The organism is Actinoallomurus acanthiterrae (genome assembly GCF_054775715.1).
Window position 1 is genome coordinate 10501944 of sequence record NZ_BAAHCO010000001.1, and the last position, 20840, is coordinate 10522783.

The following is a 20840-nucleotide window of genomic DNA, read 5'->3' on the forward strand; positions in this document are numbered from 1 at the left end:
ACACCCCCGTCCCTCGGCCCGGTCACGAAACCCGGCGGCGCCGGATCGCAGCACCGCCACCGTACGGCCCGACCACGACATCTCCGCGACGCCCGGCCACGACACCCTGGTGACACCCGGTCGCCGCACCGCCGCCGTACGGGCCGGTCACGACATCTCGATGGCACCCGGCTGCGGCACCCCCGCCATACGGACCCGTCACGGTGTCACCTGGCCGCCGTCGTCGTGCGCGGGGCAGGAGCCGCGTACGGGGCAGGTGCGGCAGTGGTCGTCGCGGCGGGCCTCGAAGACCGGGCTGGCCATGCCCTCGGCGACGCGGTCGACGAGCTTGCGCGGCCACTGCGGGTCCTCGTCGGCCGACGGCGGCGGCTGTGTCTGGACGCGCACGCGGGCCGCGTAGGACGCCTTGCCGACCTGGATGAGCTCGGCCCCTCCCGGCTCGATCAGGCCCTTGTCGGCGAACGCGCCGAGCATGACCGCGAGCTGGTACACGCCGAGCTGCGGGTGGCGGGCCAGGTCGTCCTCGCGGACGACGGCGCTGGAGGTCTTGATGTCGACGATCCAGGCGTTGCCGTCGCCGTCGCGCTCGGCCCGGTCGATCCGGCCGCGGATCTCGACCCGGCCCAGGTCGATGCTGAACGGCTCCTCGATCGAGACCAGTTCACGGGCGTCGGCGCGTTCGTGCCAGGCCATGAACTTGGCGACCATCTCCTCGGCCTGTCCCCGCTGTTTCTCGGAGTACCAGACGCTGCGGAAGTCGAGGTCGTCCCAGATTTCGTCGAGCCGCTTGGCGATGTCGATGTCGTTCACGTTCTCGTCGGTGCCGACCAGTTCGGCGACCGCGTGGATGACCCGGCCCATTGTCGCGAACTCCCCCGCGCCGCCGTCCTCCGCGCCCACGCAGGAGGCGAGCAGCCAGCGCAGCCCGCACTTCTCGAACGTGTCGACCTGCGACGGCGAGAGCACGAGCTTCTCGTCCTCGCGGAAGGCGGGTCCGGGGTCGGACAGCTCTGTCAGGGCGTACCAGTCGCGCGGGTCGGCGCCCTGCACCCCGGCGCGCGCCAGGCGTGCCAGGTGCCCGGCCGCGGCCCGGCGCAGCGGCGCGGGCGTCTTCGGGTCGCCGACCGCGGAGCGCAGGTCCGCGACGAGGGCCCGCAGGGACAGCCAGCGCGTGCGCTCGTCGAGCTGGGCGTGCTCGGTGGCGTCCGGGACCAGCTCCCGCAGGAACCGCGACGGCCGGTCCTCGGTGTCCTCCCCGCCGACGGCGGTCACGATGAGGCGGTGGCGGGCCCGGGTCACGGCGACGTAGAACAGCCGCCGCTCCTCCTCCATCATCTTGGCGGCCAGCGACGCCCCGGTGTTGTCCGGGTCGGCGAGGCCGGTCGCGGCCTCGATGAGCTCCTCGCTGCCCAGCAGCGAGCCGCGCAGCCGCAGGTCGGGCCAGACGCCCTCCTGCACGCCGGTGACGACGACCAGGTCCCATTCGAGCCCTTTGGAGCGGTGCGCGGTGAGGATGCGCACCGCCTCGCCCTGGGGCGCCTGCTCGGAGAGGCTGTCACCGGGGATCTCCTGGGAGGCCAGGTCGTCGAGGAAGACCTCCGTGCCCGCCTGCGGCAGCCGGTCGGTGAACCGCGCGGCCATGTCGAACAGCGCGACCACGGCGTCGAGGTCCCGGTCGGCCGCCGCGCCCCGGGCGCCGCCCCGGACGCTCTGTTCGAGGAGCCGGTCGGCGAGGCCGCTCTCCTGCCACACCGCCCACAGCACGTCCTCGGCCCCGCCGCCGCCCCGGACGGTCTCGCGGGCGAGGGCGATGAGCCGGGCGACCCGCTCGGCCGGCTCGCGGACCCTCGGGTTGATGAGCAGCAGCTCGCGTGGGTCGTTCAGCGCCCGGACGAGTAGCCCGTCGCCGGTGTCCTCGCCGGACAGGGAGCTCAGGTCGCGCAGGGCGCGGCGGAGCCGGCGCAGGCCCAGGGCGTCCGCGCCGCCCAGCGGGCCGAGCACGAGCTCCTCGGCGGCCTCCTCGTCGAGCAGCGCGGGCCGCAGGGCCGCCCGCAGCAGCACGATGAACGGCCGCGCGCCGGGCTCGTTGATCAGCGGCACCTCGTCGCCGGCCACGACGACGGGCACGCCGGCGGCGGCCAGGGCGCGGCGCAGCGGCGGCACCTGGCGCACCGCGGACCGTACGAGGACCGCCATCCGCGACCAGGGGACGTTCTCCAGCAGGTGGGCGCGGCGAAGCTCGTCGGCGACCAGCGCGGCCTCCTGGCTGGCGCTGTCGGCCTCGACGACCCGGACCGCGCGCTCGTCCGCGGCCTCGTCGTCGGCGGCCTCGACCGGCAGCAGCTCCCGGTGCTCGCCGGCCAGCGCGCCGAGCGGCAGCCGTGCGGCCACCCGGCGGGACGCCTCCAGGATCACCGGGCCCATCCGGCGGCAGGTCCGCAGCGAGACGACCGGCGCCTCCTCGCCCGTCACCGTACGGAACCGCTGGGGGAACTCCAGGATGCCGCGCACGTCCGCGCCCCGGAAGCCGTAGATCGACTGGTCGGGGTCGCCGACGGCGATGAGGTCCCGCCCGCCGCCGGCCAGCTGCTGGAGGAGGTACTCCTGCGCCGGGTCGGTGTCCTGGTACTCGTCGACCAGGATGACGTCGTACGCCGCGCGTTCCCGCCGTCGTACGTCCTCGTCGGTGAGCAGCCCGGCGGCGGCCCGGACCAGCTCCGCGTAGTCGTAGGCGATGATCGGGTCGACGTCGAAGCGCTGTTCGTACCGGTGCAGGAAGCGCCCGGCGGCGTACCAGTCGTCGCGGTGGTGGCCGCGCCCCAGGGTGACCAGGTCCTGCGGTCCGAGCCCGCGCTCGGCGGCACGCAGGATGAAGTCGCGCAGCTCCTCGGCGAACCCTCGCGTCTTCAGCGTCTCGTGCAGGCGCGCCGGCCAGTCCCGCGCGCCGTCGGCGACCTCACCGCCGAGCAGCCGGCGGACCTCGAGGAGGTGCTCCGGGCCGGACAGCAGCCGCGGCGGCTCGTCGCCGTCGAGGGCGGCCTGGCGGCGCAGCAGCGCGAACGCGTAGGAGTGGAAGGTCAGCGCCAGCGGCGTCCGGGTGGTGCGCCGCAGCCGGCCCGTCATGCGCTCCCGCAGCTCCCCCGCCGCCTTGCGCCCGAACGTCAGGACCAGCACGCGCTCCGGGTCGACCCCGCGGTTCTCGATACGGTCGACGACGGTCTCGACGATCGTGGTCGTCTTGCCGGTGCCCGGTCCGGCCAGCACGAGCAGCGGCCCCTCGGCGTGCGCGACGACCTGTCGCTGGTGCTCGTCGAGCACCGGGGGCGGCGACTGCGCGGGACCCGCGCGGCGCACGAGGCGATAGGACGCTGCTGACACATATGTGATTGCAGCAGATCATCGGGGGTGTTCGTGACAGGGTTGCGGCATGTCGCGCATGTGACCGCGCCGGCGGCCCGCCGCCGACCCCGTTCCGGCGGCGGCGCACGCACCTGCGAGACCCTGGTGCCGGGAGACGGGTTCCGCCGGCGGCACGGCGGACGAAGGGGGTGTCCGATGGATCTTCGTCCGGTTGCACGGCGTCCAGAGCGCGCCACGGGCAAGACCCACCGGACGTCCCCAGGCGGGAGGCACCGATGATCCTCTTGGTCGCGCTCATCCTGGCGCTGGCCTGGTACTTCCTGTGCTGGCTGAGCCTGCTCGGGGACGGCCCGCGCCGGGTCGTGGCCCGCCTGTCCCCGTACACGCGATGGCTGCACGCCTGGGTCCTGTCGGCACCGGCGACGTTCACCTACATCGCGATCTTCACCGCGTTCACCCTCGTACAGCGGACGACGCCGCCGCGCCTAATCGACGTGCTCACCCGCGTGAACAGCACCAGCCTGTCCCGCCTGCGCCACACCCCGATCTCGGTGCTCGCCGACAGCGCCCTGTGGGTCGCGAACCGCGGCGCGGGCCTGTCGCTGTACGTCCTGGCGTTCGCCACCGTGGTCGCCTGGGCCGAACGGCGGTACGGCCCGCCGCGCATCATCCTCATCGGCATTTCCGGCCACGTCCTCGGCACCCTGCTCACCGCCCTGGTGGAGCTCCACGCGATCGAGTCGGGACGGGCGCCGCATCGGCTGGCCCACACCACCGACGTGGGGGTCAGCTACATGATGGTGGCGGGCTGCGTCGCGGCGGTGCTGCTCATGCGCGGCTGGTGGCTCGTCGCCGGCATCACGGCCCTGGCCGTCGGAGTGGTCTGGCCGGTGATCTCCAACCACACCATCTGGGCCCTCGGCCACCTGCTCGCCACCCTGTGCGGGCTCCTCGTCGCCGCCCTCGCGGTGTTCCTCGGCGGCGTCAGATCACCCCGCGACCTCCGCCCCTGCCTGCGAGAGCCGCCGGCGTCACCACCGAGTGACCGTCACGTCGAGGGCAGGCCCGCCCGGTCGGGGACGACCTTCGGGAGGCCGCGCAGCCACACCGGAACATCCGCGGGCCACCAGCGGCCGGCGGACAGGTGCGCCAGCGCGTCGCCCACCGCGGCGACGGACGCTTCGGCCGGGACCACCCGGCTCGGCGCCGCGCCCGCGAGCACGCCCAGCCACCAGTGCCGCCGGGTCGGCGACATCGCCTGGGGATCGAGGACCAGGTAGTAGTCCGGCAGCAGCAGCCGCTCGGCGGCCAGCGCGCTCACCGTGGACTCGATGGCGACCTCGAGACCGCCGTGCGGAGCGGCCTGATCGAAGAAGTCCACCCACGCGTCGCGGACCCCGGCGAGCGGATCGGCGTCGTGCACGACATACGTCGTCCCGGCGCCGCCGATGGCCTGGGCCAACTCGGTGGGTGACCGGTCCCCCACGACGAGGGCGCGTACGTTGTGCAGGGCCGCGAGCCCGGACACGACCTTGTCCGCGCCCTCCCCCACGACCACGACCACGGTGCTGCTCGTCCGCCGCATATGCCGGATTCTAGAGGGGTATCCGATAGGCGACTCGGGGTAGATCGCCCGGTAGTGGAAGCTCTCAACGTGTGAGGTGTGAACGATGGCCGACCTGGCCGCGATCGAGGCGGAGCGGGCGCGGATCCGCGAGGCGTACCTGCGCGCCGAGCGGCCAGCCAGTGCGGCGTCCGGCGTGCACCACGTCGCGCTGCTGTCCTCGGACGTCGAGGCGACCGTCCGCTTCTACCAGGAGATCCTGGAGTTCCCGCTGACGGAGGTCATCGAGAACCGCGACTACGAGGGCTCGACCCATTTCTTCTTCGACCTCGGCAACGGCAACCTGCTGGCCTTCTTCGACTTCCCCGGCCTCGACCTCGGCCCGTACGCCGAGGTGCTGGGCGGCCTGCACCACCTCGCCATCTCGGTCGACCGCCCCACGTGGGAACGCCTGCGCGGCAGGCTCGACGCCGCCGGCGTCCCGTACCAGGCCGAGAGCGGGTCGTCCCTCTATTTCCGCGACCCGGACGGCGCCCGCGTCGAACTGCTCGCCGACCCCCTCGGCGAGATGTACGGCACCAAGGTCCTCTAACCGCCACCTCGCCGCGGGGACGTCCGGGCCGTTACCTGAAGCGGTCCGGCCATGGGGCGACGACGAGTTCCACGGTGCCGGGGTCGCGGCCGGTGAACGCGTCGTGGACGCACCAGCCGCCGGGGACCCGGTCCGGTGCGAGGACGTGGTCGTCGAGGTTCCACCCGGCGCCGTTCCGCGGCACCTGGGAGCCGGGCCGGCCCCAGGGGTCGTCCTCGAAGTAGCGCTGGATCGTGACGTGGCGCTGCCGGGCCATCTGCCGAACGTCGGCGACCGTGCGGTTCCGTACGCCGAGCCCGTGCAGGGGCTCGCCGGCGGCGGTGGCGTCGCCGAGGAGGGCGTAGTGCTCGCCGGGCCTGGCCGGCCGGCCGAAGATGATCGTCAGGCGGTGCCGCAGGCCGACGGGGATGCGCACCCCTGCCCTGCACCAGATGATGCCGCAGTCACGGGTGCCCTCGATCTGCGTGACAGTGGGCGTCCCGGTCCTGCTGCCGTCGTCGGCGGAGATCATCGTGCCGACGACGCTGGGAGGAGCCGGCCTCAGCTGCAGGTCGACGTTCAGGCCGTGGGCGGAGAACTCCTTGCGGTACCGCTGGGGGTCGGCGTTCGGGTCCACGATCCGGACGTCGATGAAGTCCCCGTTCCTGCTGAACGTTAGTGCGCGGGCCTCAGCCGGTCCGAAGTGGACAGGGCCGAGGTCGCCGGGCCCTGCGACGGCGAGGGCGGCCGCCACGGCGGCGGTGACGGCGGGCACGCCGATCAGCCACCGCCGTCGCCGGCGCGGCACCGCGACCGGCGCGGGGGTCCGGGCGGTCTCGTCGAGCACGGTCCGTGAGACGGCGGCGAGCGTGAGCGGGTCCACCCGCAAGTCGCCGGCCGGGTCGTGCGGCGCGATGAGCTTCCTGAGCTGCTGGACGTCGCTGTTCATGCGAGGCTCTCCCAGTAGGCGTGGTCGGCGGGCCGCTGCTCGTTGACGAGCAGCCGCCCGAGTCGCTTTCGTGCGCGGTGCAGCCGCATCGCGGCGGTGGCCCGCGAACAGCCCGTGACCGCCGCCGCCTGCCGGAGGTCGAGTCCCTCCCAGCAGATGAGGAGGACCAGTTCCCGGTCGGTCTCACTCAGCCGGCTCAGCGCCGCCAGCGCCGCGTGCCGAGCGGCGACGGTGGCGGCGTGGTCGCCCTCCGCGCCGTCGTGGGCCAGGTCCGCGCCCAGGGACTCGATCAGCTCCGTACGCCGTCTGTCCCCTCTGATCAGGTTGAGCGTCAGGTTCCGCGCGGTGGTGTAGAGCCAGGGCAGCGGCCGGTCGTGCGGGATCCGGTCGAACTTCTCCCAGGCGATCTTGAACGTCTCGGCGGCTATGTCAGAGGCGTACGCGGGACCGGCCCGCCGCCACGCGTACCGGAGCACCGCCTCGTAGTGGTCCTCGAACATGCGGGTGAACGCCTGCTCATCGCTCAACTCCATCTCCCGTCCACGGTTTCGGAACCACACCGTTCCTACTAATGGGGAGATGTCGTCGGCGGAGCCGATATCACCGGTCTTCGCGTACGGAACCGGATTCGGTAGTAGCACGTCTTAACACCGGATTCATCCCGTTTCGAGAAGTCTTGTAGGAGTAGCGGTGTCCGGTTCGAAGAAGATCCCGCGCCCGTCCGGGCGCATCAGCCGCTCCAAGGCGATCGCCGCGGCGGTGGTGCTCCTCGTCGTCGCGGTGCCGACGCTGAACGGCTTCTTCGGGTCGTTCGAGCGCACCTCCGGAGGCGACGTGGCGGTCGTCCGCAACGGCGGGATGTTCGACAACAACAAGATCCGCCAGATCATCGACCCGGGGTCGGGCCTGACGTGGATCGGGTGGTGGTCGCACATGCACAAGTACCCGGCGCAGCAGAGGTTCTACACGATCACCTCCGACTCGGGGCGCGGGGACCGTTCGGGCGTGGACGTCGTGACGGTGCCCAGCAGCGACGGCGTCAACATGGGGATCGAGGGCACGCTCTACTTCACGCTGAACCTCGACCACGCGACGCTGCGGAGGTTCGACGACAAGTTCGGGACCCGGAAGTTCACCGGCGCGGACGGGAAGGCCCGCTACGCCTATGACGGCGACCAGGGGTGGTCGGGGTTCCTCGACCAGATCATCCGGCCCGTGATCGAGAACGACCTGCGCACCCAGGTGAACAGCTTCCGCTGTGCCGAGCTGGTGTCCTCCTGCGCGCTCGTGCAGAACAACTCGGGCGGCAAACAGCAGCAGACGTCCCTCAAGGCGCAGAGCAACAACGCCAACATCGCCAAGGTGCAGGACGCGATCAACACGAGCCTGGAGCAGGATCTGCAGCAGACCCTCGGGTCCCCCTTCCTGACCAACCTGCACTTCAACCTGGCGCGCATCACGCTGCCCACCTCGGTGCAGCAGGCCGTGGACAGCGCACAGGCGGCGTTCGCGAAGGTGACGGAGTCGCAGGCGCAGGTCGCGCAGGCCCGCGCCGAGGCGGAGGCCAACCGGGCCCGTCAGGACGGTTACAACAAGTGCCCGACCTGCGCCGACATCGAGAAGCTGAAGGCGCTGCCCAAGGGCATCACGGTGTACGCCCCGGGGAACGACCGGGTCGCGATCCCGACCGGATAGGAGGCTCATGATGCGCGTCCTGGCGCTCCCCGTCGTACTCCTGCTCGCGGTCCTGCTGGCCGCGCTTCTCGTCGCCGCGTTCCGCCTGCCCGACCCGGATCGGGGTCCGCGCTGGGAGCCCGCGACGGAACTGCGGGACGGCACCACCGTCGTCCTCGTCCGGCAGGTCGCCGGCGGGCGGGAGCTGGGCCGTCAGGTCGTCGCCGAGATCCCGGCGGACGCCCCCGACTGGGAGACGCGCTACCACGAGGCCATGGCGTCCGCCCGGTCCCGGGCGGCCGCCCTGCACAGCGAGGCCGACTGAGCACGGTTGCGTCAGGACATCAGCGCACAACACCGCGCCGGACTACTGGCTCGCCACGTCATACGGTCCTGCGTCATGAAGAGGCGGGTCGGGCCGTCAACGGGCGATCGAGATGGCGAAGGGCGCGAATCCGCTGGATCGGATCACGTGCGGGACGAACAGGATCACGGCCTCGGCGGCCCGCGCCGTCTCGATCCCGCCGAGGTCCGTGATCCACTCCTGGCGCCAGCCGAGGTCCGTGAGAAGCTCGCGGATGACCTGCTTGGCCTCCGGATCCTGGCCGGAGAGGAACGCGGTCGGCGTCTGGGCGAGCGTGGCGGGCGCGGTCATCACCGGGTAGAGCATCGTGTTGAGTGTCTTGACGACGCGCGTGCCGGGGAGCGCGTCTTGGAGTTGCTCCGCGAGGCTTGATCCGGGGTAGAGCAGGCCGGCGGGCAGTCCGTCCGGTCCGTCGATGGTGGCGTTGGAGACATCCACGAGGATCTTGCCTCGCAGTTCCTCGCGCAGCGCGCCGAGCCGCTCCAGCGAGCCGGCGCCCGGCGTGGCGTTGATGACGATCTGCGCTGTCCGGGCGGCGTCGGCGGCAGAACCCGGCGAGCGGTCCGCCACGGTCACCTCGTGCCCCGCCCGGGTGAGGGCTGTGGCCAGGCTGCCGCCGACGCGGCCGTTGCCGAGGACGGTGATCTTGGTCATGCCGCTTCGGTCCTTCCGGTGCGTGTGGTCGTCGTGGATGGTCATCGGGAGAGTGTGGCGACGGCGGCGGCGTGCACGCCGGGCGCGGTGGCCAGGAAGCTCTCGCTCTGCGGGGTCCAGGGGCGGCCCTCGGCGTCGGAGATCCGTCCGCCGGCCTCGGCGACGAGCAGTGCCCCGGGAAGCAGGTCCGCACGGGCCCCTGCGAACTGCCAGAAGGCGTCGATCCGGCCCGCGGCCACGTTCAGCAGGTGCAGGGTGGCGGGCACAGAGGTGCGCACCACGAGCGCGTCGAGGAGCATCGCGGTGATCGAGGAGCCGATGCGCCGCACGACCTTCTCGTCCTCGTCCGGCCTGGCCTGGCTCGTGGCCACGAGGCCCAGGCCGAGGTCGGTGGTCTGGGACACGCGCAGTGGCCGGCCGTCGAGGTGGGCGCCGGCGCTGGCGAGCGCGGTGCAGGTCTCGCCGGTCAACGGCAGGTGGACCGCGGTGAGCACCGGCTGGTTCTCGCGTACGAGGGTGGCGGTCACCGCCCACTCCGGTAGGCCGTGCAGGTGGTTGACGTTGCCTTCCGCCGGATCCACGACCCACCATTCGCCGGGGGGAAGGGCCCCGCCGTCGAGCTCCTCTTCCACCCAGCGGGCGTCCGGGCGCATGGGTGCGAGGCGTGGGCGCAGGATGTCGAGGGCGACGGCGTCGTTGGCGGCGAGCGCACGCATCAGCTCTTCGCGGGTCCGATGGCGGGCCACGTCGCCGAAGCGCTCCCGCAGCGCCGAACCCGCCGCGCGTACGGCGTTCGCGGTCTGCGCGAGCAGGTCGGCGTCGAACGCGGACCCGGCGGCTGCGGCGATACCGGGGTTCTGAATCGACTCGGGCATGGCGGTACTCCCATCTGAGCAGGGGGGATGAGGCCGAACTACGGGAAACCGTGGGCCTTTCGCATCCGCATCTCGAAGGTAGGAGGAGCCATCATTAACTTCAAGTGCATGTAAAGCACACCTAGCATGACTCCCATGCAATTGGATTTGAATCTGCTCGCCGCGCTCGACGCTCTCCTGGAGGAAGGCAGCGTGGCCGGAGCGGCCGAGCGCCTGCACGTCACCGCCCCCGCGATGAGCCGAAGCCTCGGCCGGATCCGGCGCACGACGGGGGACCAGATTCTGGTGCGCACAGGGCGCACGATGACTCCGACGCCGTACGCGATCGCCGTCCGGGAACAGGTGCACGACCTGCTGCGGCAAGTCCAGGGCGTGCTGGCGCCGAGCCGGGCACTCGACCTGACGACGCTCGAGCGCACCTTCACACTTCGCTGGCACGACGCACTCGTCGCCCTCAGCGGCCCCTCACTTCTCGCGGCCGTGCGCGAGCAGGCGCCGGGGGTGCGTCTGCGCTTCATCGCGGAATCGAGCATCGACACCCCCGAACTGCGTCGCGGCGAGGTCGACCTCGCCGCGAACGCGGACCGCCCGACCGCACCCGAGATTCGCGCCGATCAGGTGGCCGAGAGCCATCACGTCGTCGTCGTACGGCGGGGCCACCCGCTCACTCGTGTCAAGACCGTCACCGCCGCGCAGTACGCCGCCGCCGAGCACATCACCGTCTCGCGGCGCGGAAGGCTCGGCAACGCCCTCGACGACGCCCTCCAGCGGCTCGGCCTCACCCGGCGTGTGGTGGCGACCGCGCCCACCGAAGGGGCCGCGCTCGAGTTCGTGAGGGGCTCCGACCTCCTCGTCACAGCCCCCGAATCCACGACGCGCTCGGTGGCCGCGGATCTCGGTCTGGTCCTGCTCCCACTGCCGTTCGACCTTCCGCCGGCCCTGGTGTTCCTGTCATGGCATCAGCGCTATGACACCGACCCCGCACATGTCTGGCTACGCGATCTGGCGCGAACCGCGTTGGCCGAAATCTAAGGTACGGTACGTACCGTACCTTGCATTCGGCATGTGAAGGAGTACTCCCATGTCCATCGACGTCGTCATCGTCGGCGGCGGTCCCACCGGGCTGATGGCCGCCTGTGAGCTGAGCCTGGCCGGGGTCCGTCCGGTGGTGCTCGAGGTCCTGCCGGAGCCCAGTACGGAGCCGAAGGCGAACGGGCTGCTCGGCCAGGTGGTACGGATGGTCGACCACCGCGGCCTGTACGAGCCGCTGTCGGGGCGGCCGGGACCGCCGCGGCCGAGCCCCGCCTTCATGTTCGCCGCGCTGCCCCTGGACCTGAGCGTCCTGGAGGACCACTCGGTCTACGGCCTTCCAGTGACGCAGCACCGCCTCGTAGAGGTGCTCGAGGAGCGCGCCGCCGAACTCGGTGTGGACATCCGGCGCGGGCACCGGCTCGCCGGACTGGCGCAGGACGACGACGCGGTCACCGCCGACGTGGCCGGTCCGGACGGGACCTACCGGCTGCGGGCCCGGTACCTGGTCGGCGCGGACGGAGCGCACAGCGTCACCCGCAAGCTGGCCGGCATCGACTTCCCCGGCGTCACCTACGACCGGGTGACCACCCGGACGGCCCACGCCACCGTTCCGGCCGAGTGGGTAGATCCGGCGACCGGCGGGCTCGACATCCCCGGCTACGGCGCGGTCCCGCCGTTCCTGGCCCACCGGACCGACCACGGGACGTTCTCCTACGCGCCCTTCCCCGGGCACCCGCCGCTGGTGAGCACCGCGGAATGGGACCGGCCGGAGTGCGACGATCCGATGAGCCTGGACGAGCTGCGCGCGAGCATCCGCCGCGTCCTGGGCGTCGACGTGCCGCTCGCCGCACCCACCGGTCCGGGGCCGCACGTGCTGCGGCGGCTGAACGGCGGCCACAACCGCGTCGCCACCCGTTTCTCCGACGGCCGCGTCTTCCTCGCCGGCGACGCCGCCCACATCAACACCTCCGGAGGCTCGGGGCTCAACCTCGGCCTGCAGGACGCGGTCGACCTCGCCTGGAGGCTCGCCGCCGAGATCCGCGGCGAGGCCCCGGAGGGGCTGCTGGGCACGTACGAGAGCGAGCGGCGTCCCGCGTGCGAGCGCATGATCATGGCCGGTCAGGCCCAGGGTGCGCTGACCGCCCCGGGCGACGACGTCACGGCGCTGCGCGGGCTGTTCGGCGAACTGCTGCGCGACTCCGGCGCCGTGGGCCGCGTCGCCGGTCTCATCGCCGGCGACGACGTGCCTTACGACATGGGCGGCACGGCGCACCACCCGCTCGTGGGCCGGCTCGCTCCCGACCTCGACCTGCGTACCCCCGACGGGACGGTGCGGCTGGCCGAGCTGACCAGGACCGCGCGGCCCCTCTTGGTGGACCTGACCGAACACGCGTCGGCGGCCCGGGCCCTGGCGCACCGGCGGCCCCGGATCGAGATCGTCACCGGCTCGCCCGCGGACTCCCCCTCCGGGGTCACCGCGCTGCTGCTGCGGCCGGACTGCCAGGTGGCGTGGGCGTCGGAGTCCGCCGAGCCCGGCTCCGAGGAGATGAAGGCCCTGAAGGCCGCCGCGGAGCGATGGTTCGGCGCCGCCTCTCCCGCAGCCGGAGACCTCTCGCCCGCCCGTTGACCAACGCCGCCGGCGGTGGCTCAGTCCGCCTCGCCGGTCCAGCGGGCGCGGCGCATGTCGACGCGGGTGTCGCGCAGCGGCGTGCCCTCGGCGCGGTAGTGCTTCAGGGCCCGCTGCTCGTGGCCGGGCAGGAACGAGCCGTCGGCCCGGATGACGCGCCACCAGGGCACGCCGCCGCCCCACAGGGCCATCACCCGGCCGACCTGCCGTGGTCCGCCCTCGCCCAGGAACTCGGCGATGTCGCCGTACGTCATGACGCGGCCGGGCGGGATGCGCTCGACGACGTCGAGGACGCGTTCGGCGAATTCGGTGGGGTCACCGTGCACCGTCGGCCTCCGACCGCTGCCGGGTCCGTACACGCCGGACGTACAGCACGGTGGTCGTCAGGGCCCCGGCGAACCCGAAGATCGCGGCGACGCCGATCCAGCCGCCCAGGATGACCAGGCCGGGAGGATGCCGCTCGACCTGCACCGGCTGCGTCGGCCCGTCGTCGAACCGGCCGGTCTTGGTGCCTCCGGTGAGCTGGTAGTCCTGCAGCCGGTCCGCGGCGGTCAGCGCGGCCGCGGCGTTGACCTCGCCGAAGCCGACCGACGCGTCGTACCCGGCGGCCGGACGGCCCTTGGTGCTCGCGGTGATCGCCTGGGCGACGAGCGCGGGCGGCATGTCGTGGTAGCGCGATCTGATCAGCGCGACGACGCCCGAGACCAGTGCTCCCGCCTGGCTCGTGCCCTCGCCGATCCAGTAGTTGTTGCCGGGGCCGGCGCCGACGACGTCGGCACCGGGCGCCGCGACCTGGACGCTCGCGTTGCGGTCGGAGAACTTCGCCGGGACGCCGCGGCGCGTCATCGCCGCGACCGCGATCACGCCCGGGAACGCGGCGGGGTAGGAGAGCCGGGTGAACCCGTTCTTGTCGGTCTTGCGGTCGCCGTCGTTGCCGGCCGAGGCGACCACGACGACGCCCTTGGAGATCGCGTAGGAGATGGCGGCGCGCTCGTCACGGCCGGCGCTCGGCCCGCCGAGGGACATGTTGATCACGTCGGCGCCGTGATCCGCCGCGTAGCGGATCGCCTTGGGCAGCGCCGAGCGGTACTCCGGGCTGTCGCGGAACGACTTGTAGCCCTTCTCGCTCGGGTCGGCGATCACCCGCAGCGAGAGCAGGCGCGACTCGGGGGCCACCCCGATCACTCCGGCGTTCGAGCCGTGCCCGTGCCCGGCGATCAGGGAGGCCATCCAGGTGCCGTGGAGCCGGCCCGCGTCGGGCGCCACGGCGCTGATGAAGTCGGGGCCCGCGCTCACGGTGCCGGTGAGGTCGTTGTGGGCCCCGTCGACACCGGTGTCGAGGACGGCGACGGTGACGCCCTTGCCCTTGGTCGTCTGCCAGGCCTGCGGCGCGCCGAGGGCGTCGAGCACCCACTGCTCGCGGTCGCGTACGGAGTCGGCGTGCCCGGTGGCGGGGAGCAGGGCCACCGTCAGCGCCGCGGCGGCCGCCACCGCGGCCCTCAGCACTTCCACTCTCGTTTCTCGGAGCAGTCCGGCTGGACGGGGAGCGCGAGGGCGCCGGCGATGTTGCGGCCGACCTCCGGCGCGAGCAGGAACCAGCCGCTGTGCGGTTCGCGGACGGCGGCGGCGGGCCGGCCGTCGGTCTGCCCGGCCACCGTGAGCACGACGTACGGCCCGGCCCGTCCCGTGGCGGCGAACTGCCGCGCGGGGTCGTCGAACCGGGCGGCGATCGTCCGCTGGAACGCCAGGGCGTGCAGGAACGGACCCGGCTTGCCGGGGTCCGTCGGCGCGAGGGCCTCGTCGGCCAGGCCTGCGGCCCGCTCGTCGTCCAGGGCGGCGATCCCCACGGTGAGGACGATGCCCTGCATCTCGTCGACGTAGGTGGCCCGCAGCAGCGCGCGGCAGCCGTACTTGACGAGGACGGCGGCGGGAGCGGGGTCGATGCCGGTGGCGCACCCCATCTCGGGGGCGATGCCGACCCGGCTCGCGTGCTCGATCCCGCCCTGTTCGGAGGTGTACGGGACGGAGGCCGGGAAGATTTTCTCGGCCGGCCAGGTGCGCCAGCGGTTCCGGACCTCCTCACCGGCCGCGCGGTACAGCTCCCACTGGGTCGGCTTGCGGTGGAACTCCCAGTAGACCCGGGCGGTGGAGAGGACTCCGACGACGAGATAGCCGACCGTGGTCACCACCGCCACCACGAGCCACAGGCGGCGACGGGCGTACCAGGGCACCGGTTCGGGCGGAGGCTCCTCCGGTCCGTGCCATGCCCCCCATCCGCCAGGCCCGGTCGTCGGCCAGCTCGGATCGGAGGTTCGCGCCATATCTGAAAAGGTTACTGGGCCATCCCTCGCATCTGGTCAGAACCGAGACGTGGGTGGCCCAGTGAGGCCAAGGGGAACGTCCCGGCGGCGCTGGACGCCGCCGGAGCGTTCCATCGGTCGGAGATGGACGTGGTCTCCGGACGGCGTCGCCGCCGCCTCGCAGACCGGCTCACCGGGCGGTGCCGCCCGGCCGTGGATCAGTACGTCGGCTTGGCCGGCTCGATCTGGTTGACCCAGGCCAGCACCCCGCCGCCGAGGTGGACGGCGTCGGAGAAGCCGGCGTCCTTGACGATCGCCAGGCACTCCGCGCTGCGGGCGCCGGACTTGCAGTGCAGCACGACCCGTTTGTCCTGGGGCAGCCGCTCGAGGGCCGCGCCGGACAGGAACTCGCCCTTCGGGATGAGCGTGGCGCCGGGGATGCTGACGATCTCGTACTCGTTCGGCTCACGGACGTCGACCAGGAAGATGTCGCCCGTGTCGAGCAGGTCCTTCAGGTCGGTCGCCGTGATCGTGGAGTCCTTGACCGCGTCCGCGGCCTCGTCGGAGATCGCGCCGCAGAACGCCTCGTAGTCCTCGAGGAGCTCGGTGATCGTGGGGTTCTTGCCGCACAGCGGGCACTCGGGGTCCTTGCGGACCTTGACGCTCCGGTAGGTCATCTCCAGGGCGTCGTAGATCATCAGGCGGCCGACGAGCGGCTCGCCGATCCCGGCGATCAGCTTGATCGCCTCGTTCACCTGGATCGAGCCGATCGACGCGCACAGCACGCCCAGCACGCCGCCCTCGGCGCACGACGGCACCATGCCGGGAGGCGGCGGCTCGGGGTAGAGGCAGCGGTAGCACGGCCCGTGCTCGGCCCAGAAGACCGACGCCTGACCGTCGAACCGGTAGATCGAGCCCCAGACGTACGGCTTGCCGAGCAGCACGGCCGCGTCGTTGACCATGTAGCGCGTGGCGAAGTTGTCGGTGCCGTCGACGATCAGGTCGTAGCCACTGAAGATGTCCATGACGTTGTCGTTGGACAGCGCCTCGTTGTGGACGATCACGTTGATCAGCGGGTTGATCTCGCGGACCGAGGCGGCCGCCGACTCGGCCTTGGGCAGGCCGACGTCGGACTGCCCGTGGATGATCTGGCGCTGCAGGTTGGACTCGTCGACGACGTCGAAGTCGATGATGCCGAGGGTGCCCACGCCGGCGGCGGCGAGGTAGAGCAGGGCCGGGGAGCCGAGACCGCCCGCGCCCACGCACAGCACCTTGGCGTTCTTCAGCCGCTTTTGCCCGGCCATCCCGACGTCCGGGATGATCAGGTGACGCGAGTAGCGCCGGACCTCGTCGACGGAGAGCTCGCTCGCGGGCTCTACCAGGGGTGGCAACGACACGGTTGTCTCCTGCGCGTGCTGGGTTTCGGTGCGGACGCCGTCGTCCTGAACTGATGACAACTCTGTCATGCCCACCCGCATTCCCGCGGAACGGCCAAGCCTGGGATCAGCCCGCGGTGATGTCGGGCAGGCGCAGGTGGGCGTCGTCCAGCAGCGCCCGGAACTCCCGCGCCACGGCCTCGGGTCGCTCCACCTGCGCGAGGTGGCCGACGTCGGGCAGCACGACCACACGGGAGCGCTTGAACACCCGGCCCGCGCGGGCCGCCATGCGCGGGTCGACGAGCCGGTCGTGCCGGCCGTAGATCACCAGTGTCGGCGCGATGACGCGCGCGGCGTACCGCCACAGCGAGCGCCGCATGTAGGCGGTGACGATGCCACGCGACGACGCGAGCAGCGCCTCGGCGTTGTGGGGCAGCATGTCCCGGTGGCGTACGTCCTCGACGAGCTCCATCACCCGGTCGGGATGCAGGCCGGTGGGATCGGCGAAGCACATGTCCAGCGTGCCCTGCACCCGCTGCTCGGCGGGCAGCGCGGCCAGCCGCCGGATCGCCCACGGCCCCACTCCGGGCATGGTGGCGGCCAGGATCCGCGCGGGACCGGACCTCGGCCGCAGGTCGGGCAGCGCGGGCGAGATCAGGGTGAGGGTGCGCACCAGGTCGGGGCGGGTGCCCGCGAGGCGGGTCGCGATGGCCCCGCCGAGGGAGTTGCCGAACAGGTGGACCGGGCCGCGACCGCGCTTCTCGATCAGCCGCGCGACCGTGAGCGTGTGGGCGTCGACGGAGTAGTCGCGGTCGGGCGGCGGCGGCGAGTCCCCGAACCCGGGCAGGTCGACGGCGTCCCCGGCGACCTCGTCGGACAGCAGCCCCATGAGGTCGGTCCAGTTGGCCGAGGAGCCCGCCAGCCCGTGCACGAACAGACCCGGCTCGGCGTCGTCGCGGCTTGAGGTCGCCGCGCGCACGAACACTTCGCGGTCGCCCAGCCGCAGCAGCTCACCCGGCCACTTCGGGATCGGTGTGGTCATCCCTGCACGCGGCGTGGAGCCTCCGGCCCTGAGGTCGGAGAGGAGTCGCCGCTACCTCCTCTCTTCTGCCCTCCTGCGCGAGGAGCGAGATCTCCCGTCCGGCGACGGGACAAGGTCAAATCACTGTGAACGATACCTGCGGCCGGTCGGGGCCCTCGCCCGAGTTGACCGGGTCTTGGCGAAAGCGGCCCCGCACCGTGCTCGGTTCGGAGCCTCGTCGGCGTTGCGATACCGGGCTTCGTGGGCGCCCTTGTGCGGGACCTGACGAGCGCCGCGCTACCGGGCTCCGTGAGCCTTCTCACTGCGGGACCTGGCGAACGTCGCGGCCGGACTCGTGAGCGACCTCGCTGCTGAGCCCGGCGGCTCTCGCGGCCGGACCTCGTGAGCGACCTCACCGCGGAGCCCGGCGAGCGCCGCGCTACCGGGCCCTGTGAGCCTTCTCACCACGGAACCCGGCAGCCCTCGCGGTCGGGCCCATGAGCCTTCTCACCACGGAGCCCGACAGCCGTCGCGGTCGGGCCCGTGAGCGACCTCAGCGCCGAGCCCGGCAGCCCTCGCGGCCGGACTCGTGAGCCTTCTCGCCGCGGGGCCTGGCGAGCATCGCCGTACGGGGTCGTGAGCGTCCCGGTGTGGGCCCCGTCCGCAGATGCCTCCGCCCCGCGCCGTCTCCCGGCGCGGGGCGGAGGTCGTCGTGCCGGTCAGGCGCCGGCGCGGCTCCCGTCATGCCGTACGGCGCCGCTCCGGGCGCCCCCGGAACGCGCACCGCCCGGGCCACCGGAGCGGGTGTCCCGCCGCTGCCGGACGCCGTCACGGCGCTCCCCGTCGCGGTACCCGCCGTGACGCGCCTCGCGACGTTCGCCGTCGCCGTGCTCGCCCTGGCGCGCCTCGCGGTGCTCGCCGTCGAAGCGGCCGCCCTGCCGGGCGTTGCCGCGGCTTTCGAACCGCCCGCCGGGACGCCGGTCGCGACGGCCGCCGGGACGCGGGCCGCGGCGCTGGGGCCGCGGCTCGGGGTCGGGCTCGACCGGGATGCCGCTCGGCGGCTGCGCCCCGGTGATCCGGACGAGTGCCTCGTCGCCGGCGGCGACCTTGGACCGCAGCGCCCGGACTCCGGCCCGCCGCATCATGCGCTCGGTGTTGCGCACCTCGTTGTGGGCGACCAGCGTGGCGACGGTGCCGCGCTCGCCCGCCCGGGCGGTACGGCCCGCGCGGTGCAGGTAGTCCTTGTGGTCCGCGGCCGGGTCGACGTGCACCACGAGGCTCACGTCGTCGACGTGGATGCCGCGCGCGGCCACGTCGGTGGCGATCAGCACCCCGACCTTGCCCTCGCGGAAGTCCGCCAGCGTGCGGGTGCGAGCCGACTGGGTCTTGCCGCCGTGCAGGGCGCCCGCGCGGACGCCGACCCGGGCCAGCTTCTTGGCCAGCGCGTCCACGCCGTGCTTGGTGCGGACGAACATGATCGTACGGCCGTCACGGCCGGCGACCTCGGCGATGACGTCCTGCTTGTCGGCGCGGTCGACGATGAACAGGTGGTGGTCCATGGTCTCCACCGGCGCCGCGGCCGGGGCGATCGAGTGGGTCACCGGGTCGTGCAGGTAACGGCGGACGAGCTTGTCGACGTCGCCGTCGAGGGTGGCCGAGAACAGCATCCGCTGCCCGTCGGACGGGATCTGGTCGAGCAGTTTGGAGACCGCCGGCAGGAAGCCGAGGTCGCACATGTGGTCGGCCTCGTCGAGGACGGTGATCCGCACGTCCTGGAGCGAGCAGGTGCCGCGCTCGATGAGGTCGGTGAGCCGTCCGGGCGTGGCGACCAGCAGGTCGACGCCGCGCTGCAGCGCCTGGATCTGCTTGGGCATCGACATGCCGCCGACGACGGTCTTGGTGTGCAGCCCGAGGCTGCGGCCGAGCGGGCCCAGGGCGTCCTGGACCTGCATGGCGAGTTCACGGGTGGGGACGAGGATGAGCGCGCGCGGCCGCTTGGGAGCGGCTTGCACGCCGGCGAGCCCGGCCAGCACCGGCAGGCCGAACGCGAGCGTCTTGCCCGATCCGGTCTGGCCACGTCCGAGCAGGTCCCGCCCTGCGAGGGCGTCGGGGACACTGGCGGCCTGAATGGGGAACGGCGCGGTGATGCCGCGGCGTTCGAGCGCCGACACCAAAGGCGTCGGCAGGCCGAGCTCGGCGAAAGTGGGCAGGGTCGACGAAACGTCAGTCAAGAATGAACCTCTCGGAAATGGCCCGCCTCGAGAGGTTCCGCAAAGTGGGGGATTGCGGACTCCAAGCCGGCCGTCGGCGCGAGAACACGCCTGAACAGGAATCACAGAGCTTACAGGGGGTCACAACACGCCCGGGGGACGGTTCATTCCCGACCCCGCAGGTCGCTTTTCCGCTCGAATCAGGCCGCCTCGCTCGGGTCAGGCCTTCGTATTCGCGTCAAGTCGCCTTGCCCGGTCAGGCTGTCTTGCTCGGTCAGGCCGTCTTGCGGGTCCCGGCCTTCGTCTTTGGCTTGGACTTGGTGTCGGAGGTCTTCTTCGCCGCGCCGGTCTTGGCCGTCCCGCGTCCGCTCTTGGTGGCCGCGCCGTCCTTTCCAGCCCGCGAGCCCGACTTCGCGGCGGCCTTGCGCGGCTCGCCGTCGCCCTTGTCGGCGCGGCCCTTCTTCGCCGCCTCCACACTGGCCCGCAGCGCGCTGAGCAGGTCGGCCGCCGCCGGGGCCTCCTCTTCGGCCTCGGGCGCGACGATCTCCTTGCCCTCGATCTTCGCCTCGATGACCGCTTCCAGGGCCTCGCGGTACTGGTCCTTGTAGTCGGCCGGCTCGAAGTCGCCCGTCATGGTGTCGATCAGCGAGGCGGCCATCTGGAGCTCCTGCGAGCGCACGTCGACGTCCTCCTCGAGGAAGGGGAAGTCGGCCTCGCGGACCTCGTCCGGCCACAGCATCGTCTCGAGCACGAACACGCCGTCCCGTACCCGCAGCGTGCCGAGCGACTCGCGCTGCCGGAGGGCCACCTTGACCACGGCCACCTTGCCGGAGTCCTCGAGGGCGTCGCGCAGCAGGACGTACGGTTTGACGCCCTGCGCGTCCGGCTCCAGGTAGTAGGTCTTGTTGAAGTAGATGGGGTCGACCTGTTCCTCCGGCGTGAACTGCAGGACGTCGATGCGGCGGCTGGTCGACAGCGGAAGCTCGGCGAAGTCCTCGTCGGTCAGGACGACGATCTCCCCGGTCGGGAGTTCGTACCCCTTGGCGATGTCGGAGTACGGCACCTCTGCGCCGTCCTTGGTGCACACGCGCCTGTACCGGATTCGGCCCGCGTCCTCACGGTGGACCTGATGGAACGCCACGTCGCGCTGCTCGGTGGCGGAGTAGAGCTTCACCGGGATCGTGACCAGCCCGAACGAGATCGCGCCCTTCCAGATGCTGCGCATGAGGTGTCCTTACCCTCCGGCGTGTCGATCTACCTGCA

At 72.3% G+C, this 20840-nt stretch carries 18 protein-coding genes and 1 pseudogene; 6 read left to right on the forward strand and 13 right to left on the reverse strand.

What is annotated here, in order from left to right; genetic code table 11:
* Positions 1-198: 198 nt before the first annotated feature.
* Complete coding sequence (locus ACYVF7_RS49535; RefSeq protein ID WP_460353556.1) at positions 199-3378, reverse strand: ATP-dependent helicase; 3180 nt, start codon at positions 3376-3378, stop codon at positions 199-201.
* Positions 3379-3635: 257 nt separating this feature from the next.
* Between ACYVF7_RS49535 and ACYVF7_RS49540 the strand changes: the two are divergent.
* Positions 3636-4313, forward strand: a pseudogene (locus tag ACYVF7_RS49540) (rhomboid-like protein); the annotation flags it as partial.
* 95 nt (positions 4314-4408) lie between these two features.
* Here the strand turns inward: ACYVF7_RS49540 and ACYVF7_RS49545 are convergent.
* Entirely contained in the window at positions 4409-4945 is a 537-nt protein-coding gene (locus ACYVF7_RS49545) for a hypothetical protein (RefSeq protein ID WP_460353558.1), read from the reverse strand.
* Between the two features lie 85 nt (positions 4946-5030).
* On the opposite strand from ACYVF7_RS49545, the gene ACYVF7_RS49550 reads away from it, so the two are divergent.
* Positions 5031-5516, forward strand: coding sequence for a VOC family protein (locus ACYVF7_RS49550; RefSeq protein ID WP_460353560.1), 486 nt, complete (start codon positions 5031-5033; stop codon positions 5514-5516).
* 31 nt (positions 5517-5547) lie between these two features.
* Here the strand turns inward: ACYVF7_RS49550 and ACYVF7_RS49555 are convergent, their stop codons facing one another.
* Positions 5548-6444, reverse strand: a complete 897-nt coding sequence (locus ACYVF7_RS49555; RefSeq protein WP_460353563.1) for a hypothetical protein — start codon at positions 6442-6444, stop codon at positions 5548-5550.
* On the reverse strand, positions 6441-6977 hold the full coding sequence (locus ACYVF7_RS49560; protein WP_460353566.1) for an RNA polymerase sigma factor: 537 nt from the start codon (positions 6975-6977) through the stop codon (positions 6441-6443). The genes ACYVF7_RS49555 and ACYVF7_RS49560 overlap by 4 nt, the downstream gene beginning before the upstream one ends.
* Positions 6978-7134: 157 nt before the next feature.
* Between ACYVF7_RS49560 and ACYVF7_RS49565 the strand changes: the two genes are divergently transcribed.
* Positions 7135-8139 carry an SPFH domain-containing protein gene (locus tag ACYVF7_RS49565; RefSeq protein WP_460353568.1) on the forward strand — a complete coding sequence of 335 codons (1005 nt, stop codon included), beginning with the start codon at positions 7135-7137 and terminating at the stop codon, positions 8137-8139.
* 7 nt (positions 8140-8146) lie between these two features.
* On the forward strand, positions 8147-8443 hold the full coding sequence (locus ACYVF7_RS49570; protein WP_460353571.1) for a hypothetical protein: 297 nt from the start codon (positions 8147-8149) through the stop codon (positions 8441-8443).
* Positions 8444-8539: 96 nt separating this feature from the next.
* Here the strand turns inward: ACYVF7_RS49570 and ACYVF7_RS49575 are convergent, their stop codons facing one another.
* Both ACYVF7_RS49575 and ACYVF7_RS49580 read right to left on the reverse strand, forming a co-directional pair.
* Positions 8540-9181, reverse strand: a complete 642-nt coding sequence (locus tag ACYVF7_RS49575) for an NADPH-dependent F420 reductase (protein WP_460353573.1) — start codon at positions 9179-9181, stop codon at positions 8540-8542.
* Positions 9178-10011: an inositol monophosphatase family protein gene (locus ACYVF7_RS49580; protein ID WP_460353575.1), complete on the reverse strand. Its 834-nt coding sequence runs from the start codon at positions 10009-10011 to the stop codon at positions 9178-9180. Before ACYVF7_RS49580 ends, ACYVF7_RS49575 begins: the two co-directional genes overlap by 4 nt.
* Positions 10012-10146: 135 nt before the next feature.
* Between ACYVF7_RS49580 and ACYVF7_RS49585 the strand changes: the two genes are divergently transcribed.
* Together ACYVF7_RS49585 and ACYVF7_RS49590 are read left to right on the forward strand one after the other, a co-directional pair.
* Positions 10147-11043, forward strand: a complete 897-nt coding sequence (locus ACYVF7_RS49585; protein WP_460353578.1) for a LysR family transcriptional regulator — start codon at positions 10147-10149, stop codon at positions 11041-11043.
* Positions 11044-11092: 49 nt separating this feature from the next.
* Entirely contained in the window at positions 11093-12670 is a 1578-nt protein-coding gene (locus ACYVF7_RS49590) for an FAD-dependent monooxygenase (RefSeq protein ID WP_460353580.1), read from the forward strand.
* Between the two features lie 20 nt (positions 12671-12690).
* On the opposite strand, the gene ACYVF7_RS49595 is transcribed toward ACYVF7_RS49590, so the two are convergent.
* The 7 genes from ACYVF7_RS49595 to ku all read right to left on the reverse strand — a co-directional run bounded on the left by ACYVF7_RS49595 (position 12691) and on the right by ku (position 20802).
* Positions 12691-12996: an MGMT family protein gene (locus ACYVF7_RS49595; protein WP_460353583.1), complete on the reverse strand. Its 306-nt coding sequence runs from the start codon at positions 12994-12996 to the stop codon at positions 12691-12693.
* Positions 12986-14182 carry a S8 family serine peptidase gene (locus tag ACYVF7_RS49600; protein WP_460353584.1) on the reverse strand — a complete coding sequence of 399 codons (1197 nt, stop codon included), beginning with the start codon at positions 14180-14182 and terminating at the stop codon, positions 12986-12988. The genes ACYVF7_RS49595 and ACYVF7_RS49600 overlap by 11 nt, the downstream gene beginning before the upstream one ends.
* A complete protein-coding gene (locus tag ACYVF7_RS49605; RefSeq protein ID WP_460353586.1) occupies positions 14170-14991 on the reverse strand; it encodes a hypothetical protein in 822 nt (273 codons plus the stop codon). Before ACYVF7_RS49605 ends, ACYVF7_RS49600 begins: the two co-directional genes overlap by 13 nt.
* 197 nt (positions 14992-15188) lie before the next feature.
* Positions 15189-16367 carry an adenylyltransferase/sulfurtransferase MoeZ gene (gene moeZ, locus ACYVF7_RS49610; RefSeq protein WP_460353587.1) on the reverse strand — a complete coding sequence of 393 codons (1179 nt, stop codon included), beginning with the start codon at positions 16365-16367 and terminating at the stop codon, positions 15189-15191.
* A gap of 106 nt (positions 16368-16473) precedes the next feature.
* Complete coding sequence (locus tag ACYVF7_RS49615) at positions 16474-17388, reverse strand: alpha/beta fold hydrolase (RefSeq protein ID WP_460353589.1); 915 nt, start codon at positions 17386-17388, stop codon at positions 16474-16476.
* Positions 17389-18086: 698 nt separating this feature from the next.
* A complete protein-coding gene (locus tag ACYVF7_RS49620) occupies positions 18087-19598 on the reverse strand; it encodes a DEAD/DEAH box helicase (protein ID WP_460353592.1) in 1512 nt (503 codons plus the stop codon).
* 253 nt (positions 19599-19851) lie between these two features.
* Complete coding sequence (gene ku, locus ACYVF7_RS49625; RefSeq protein WP_460353594.1) at positions 19852-20802, reverse strand: non-homologous end joining protein Ku; 951 nt, start codon at positions 20800-20802, stop codon at positions 19852-19854.
* Between the last annotated feature and the right edge of the window lie 38 nt (positions 20803-20840).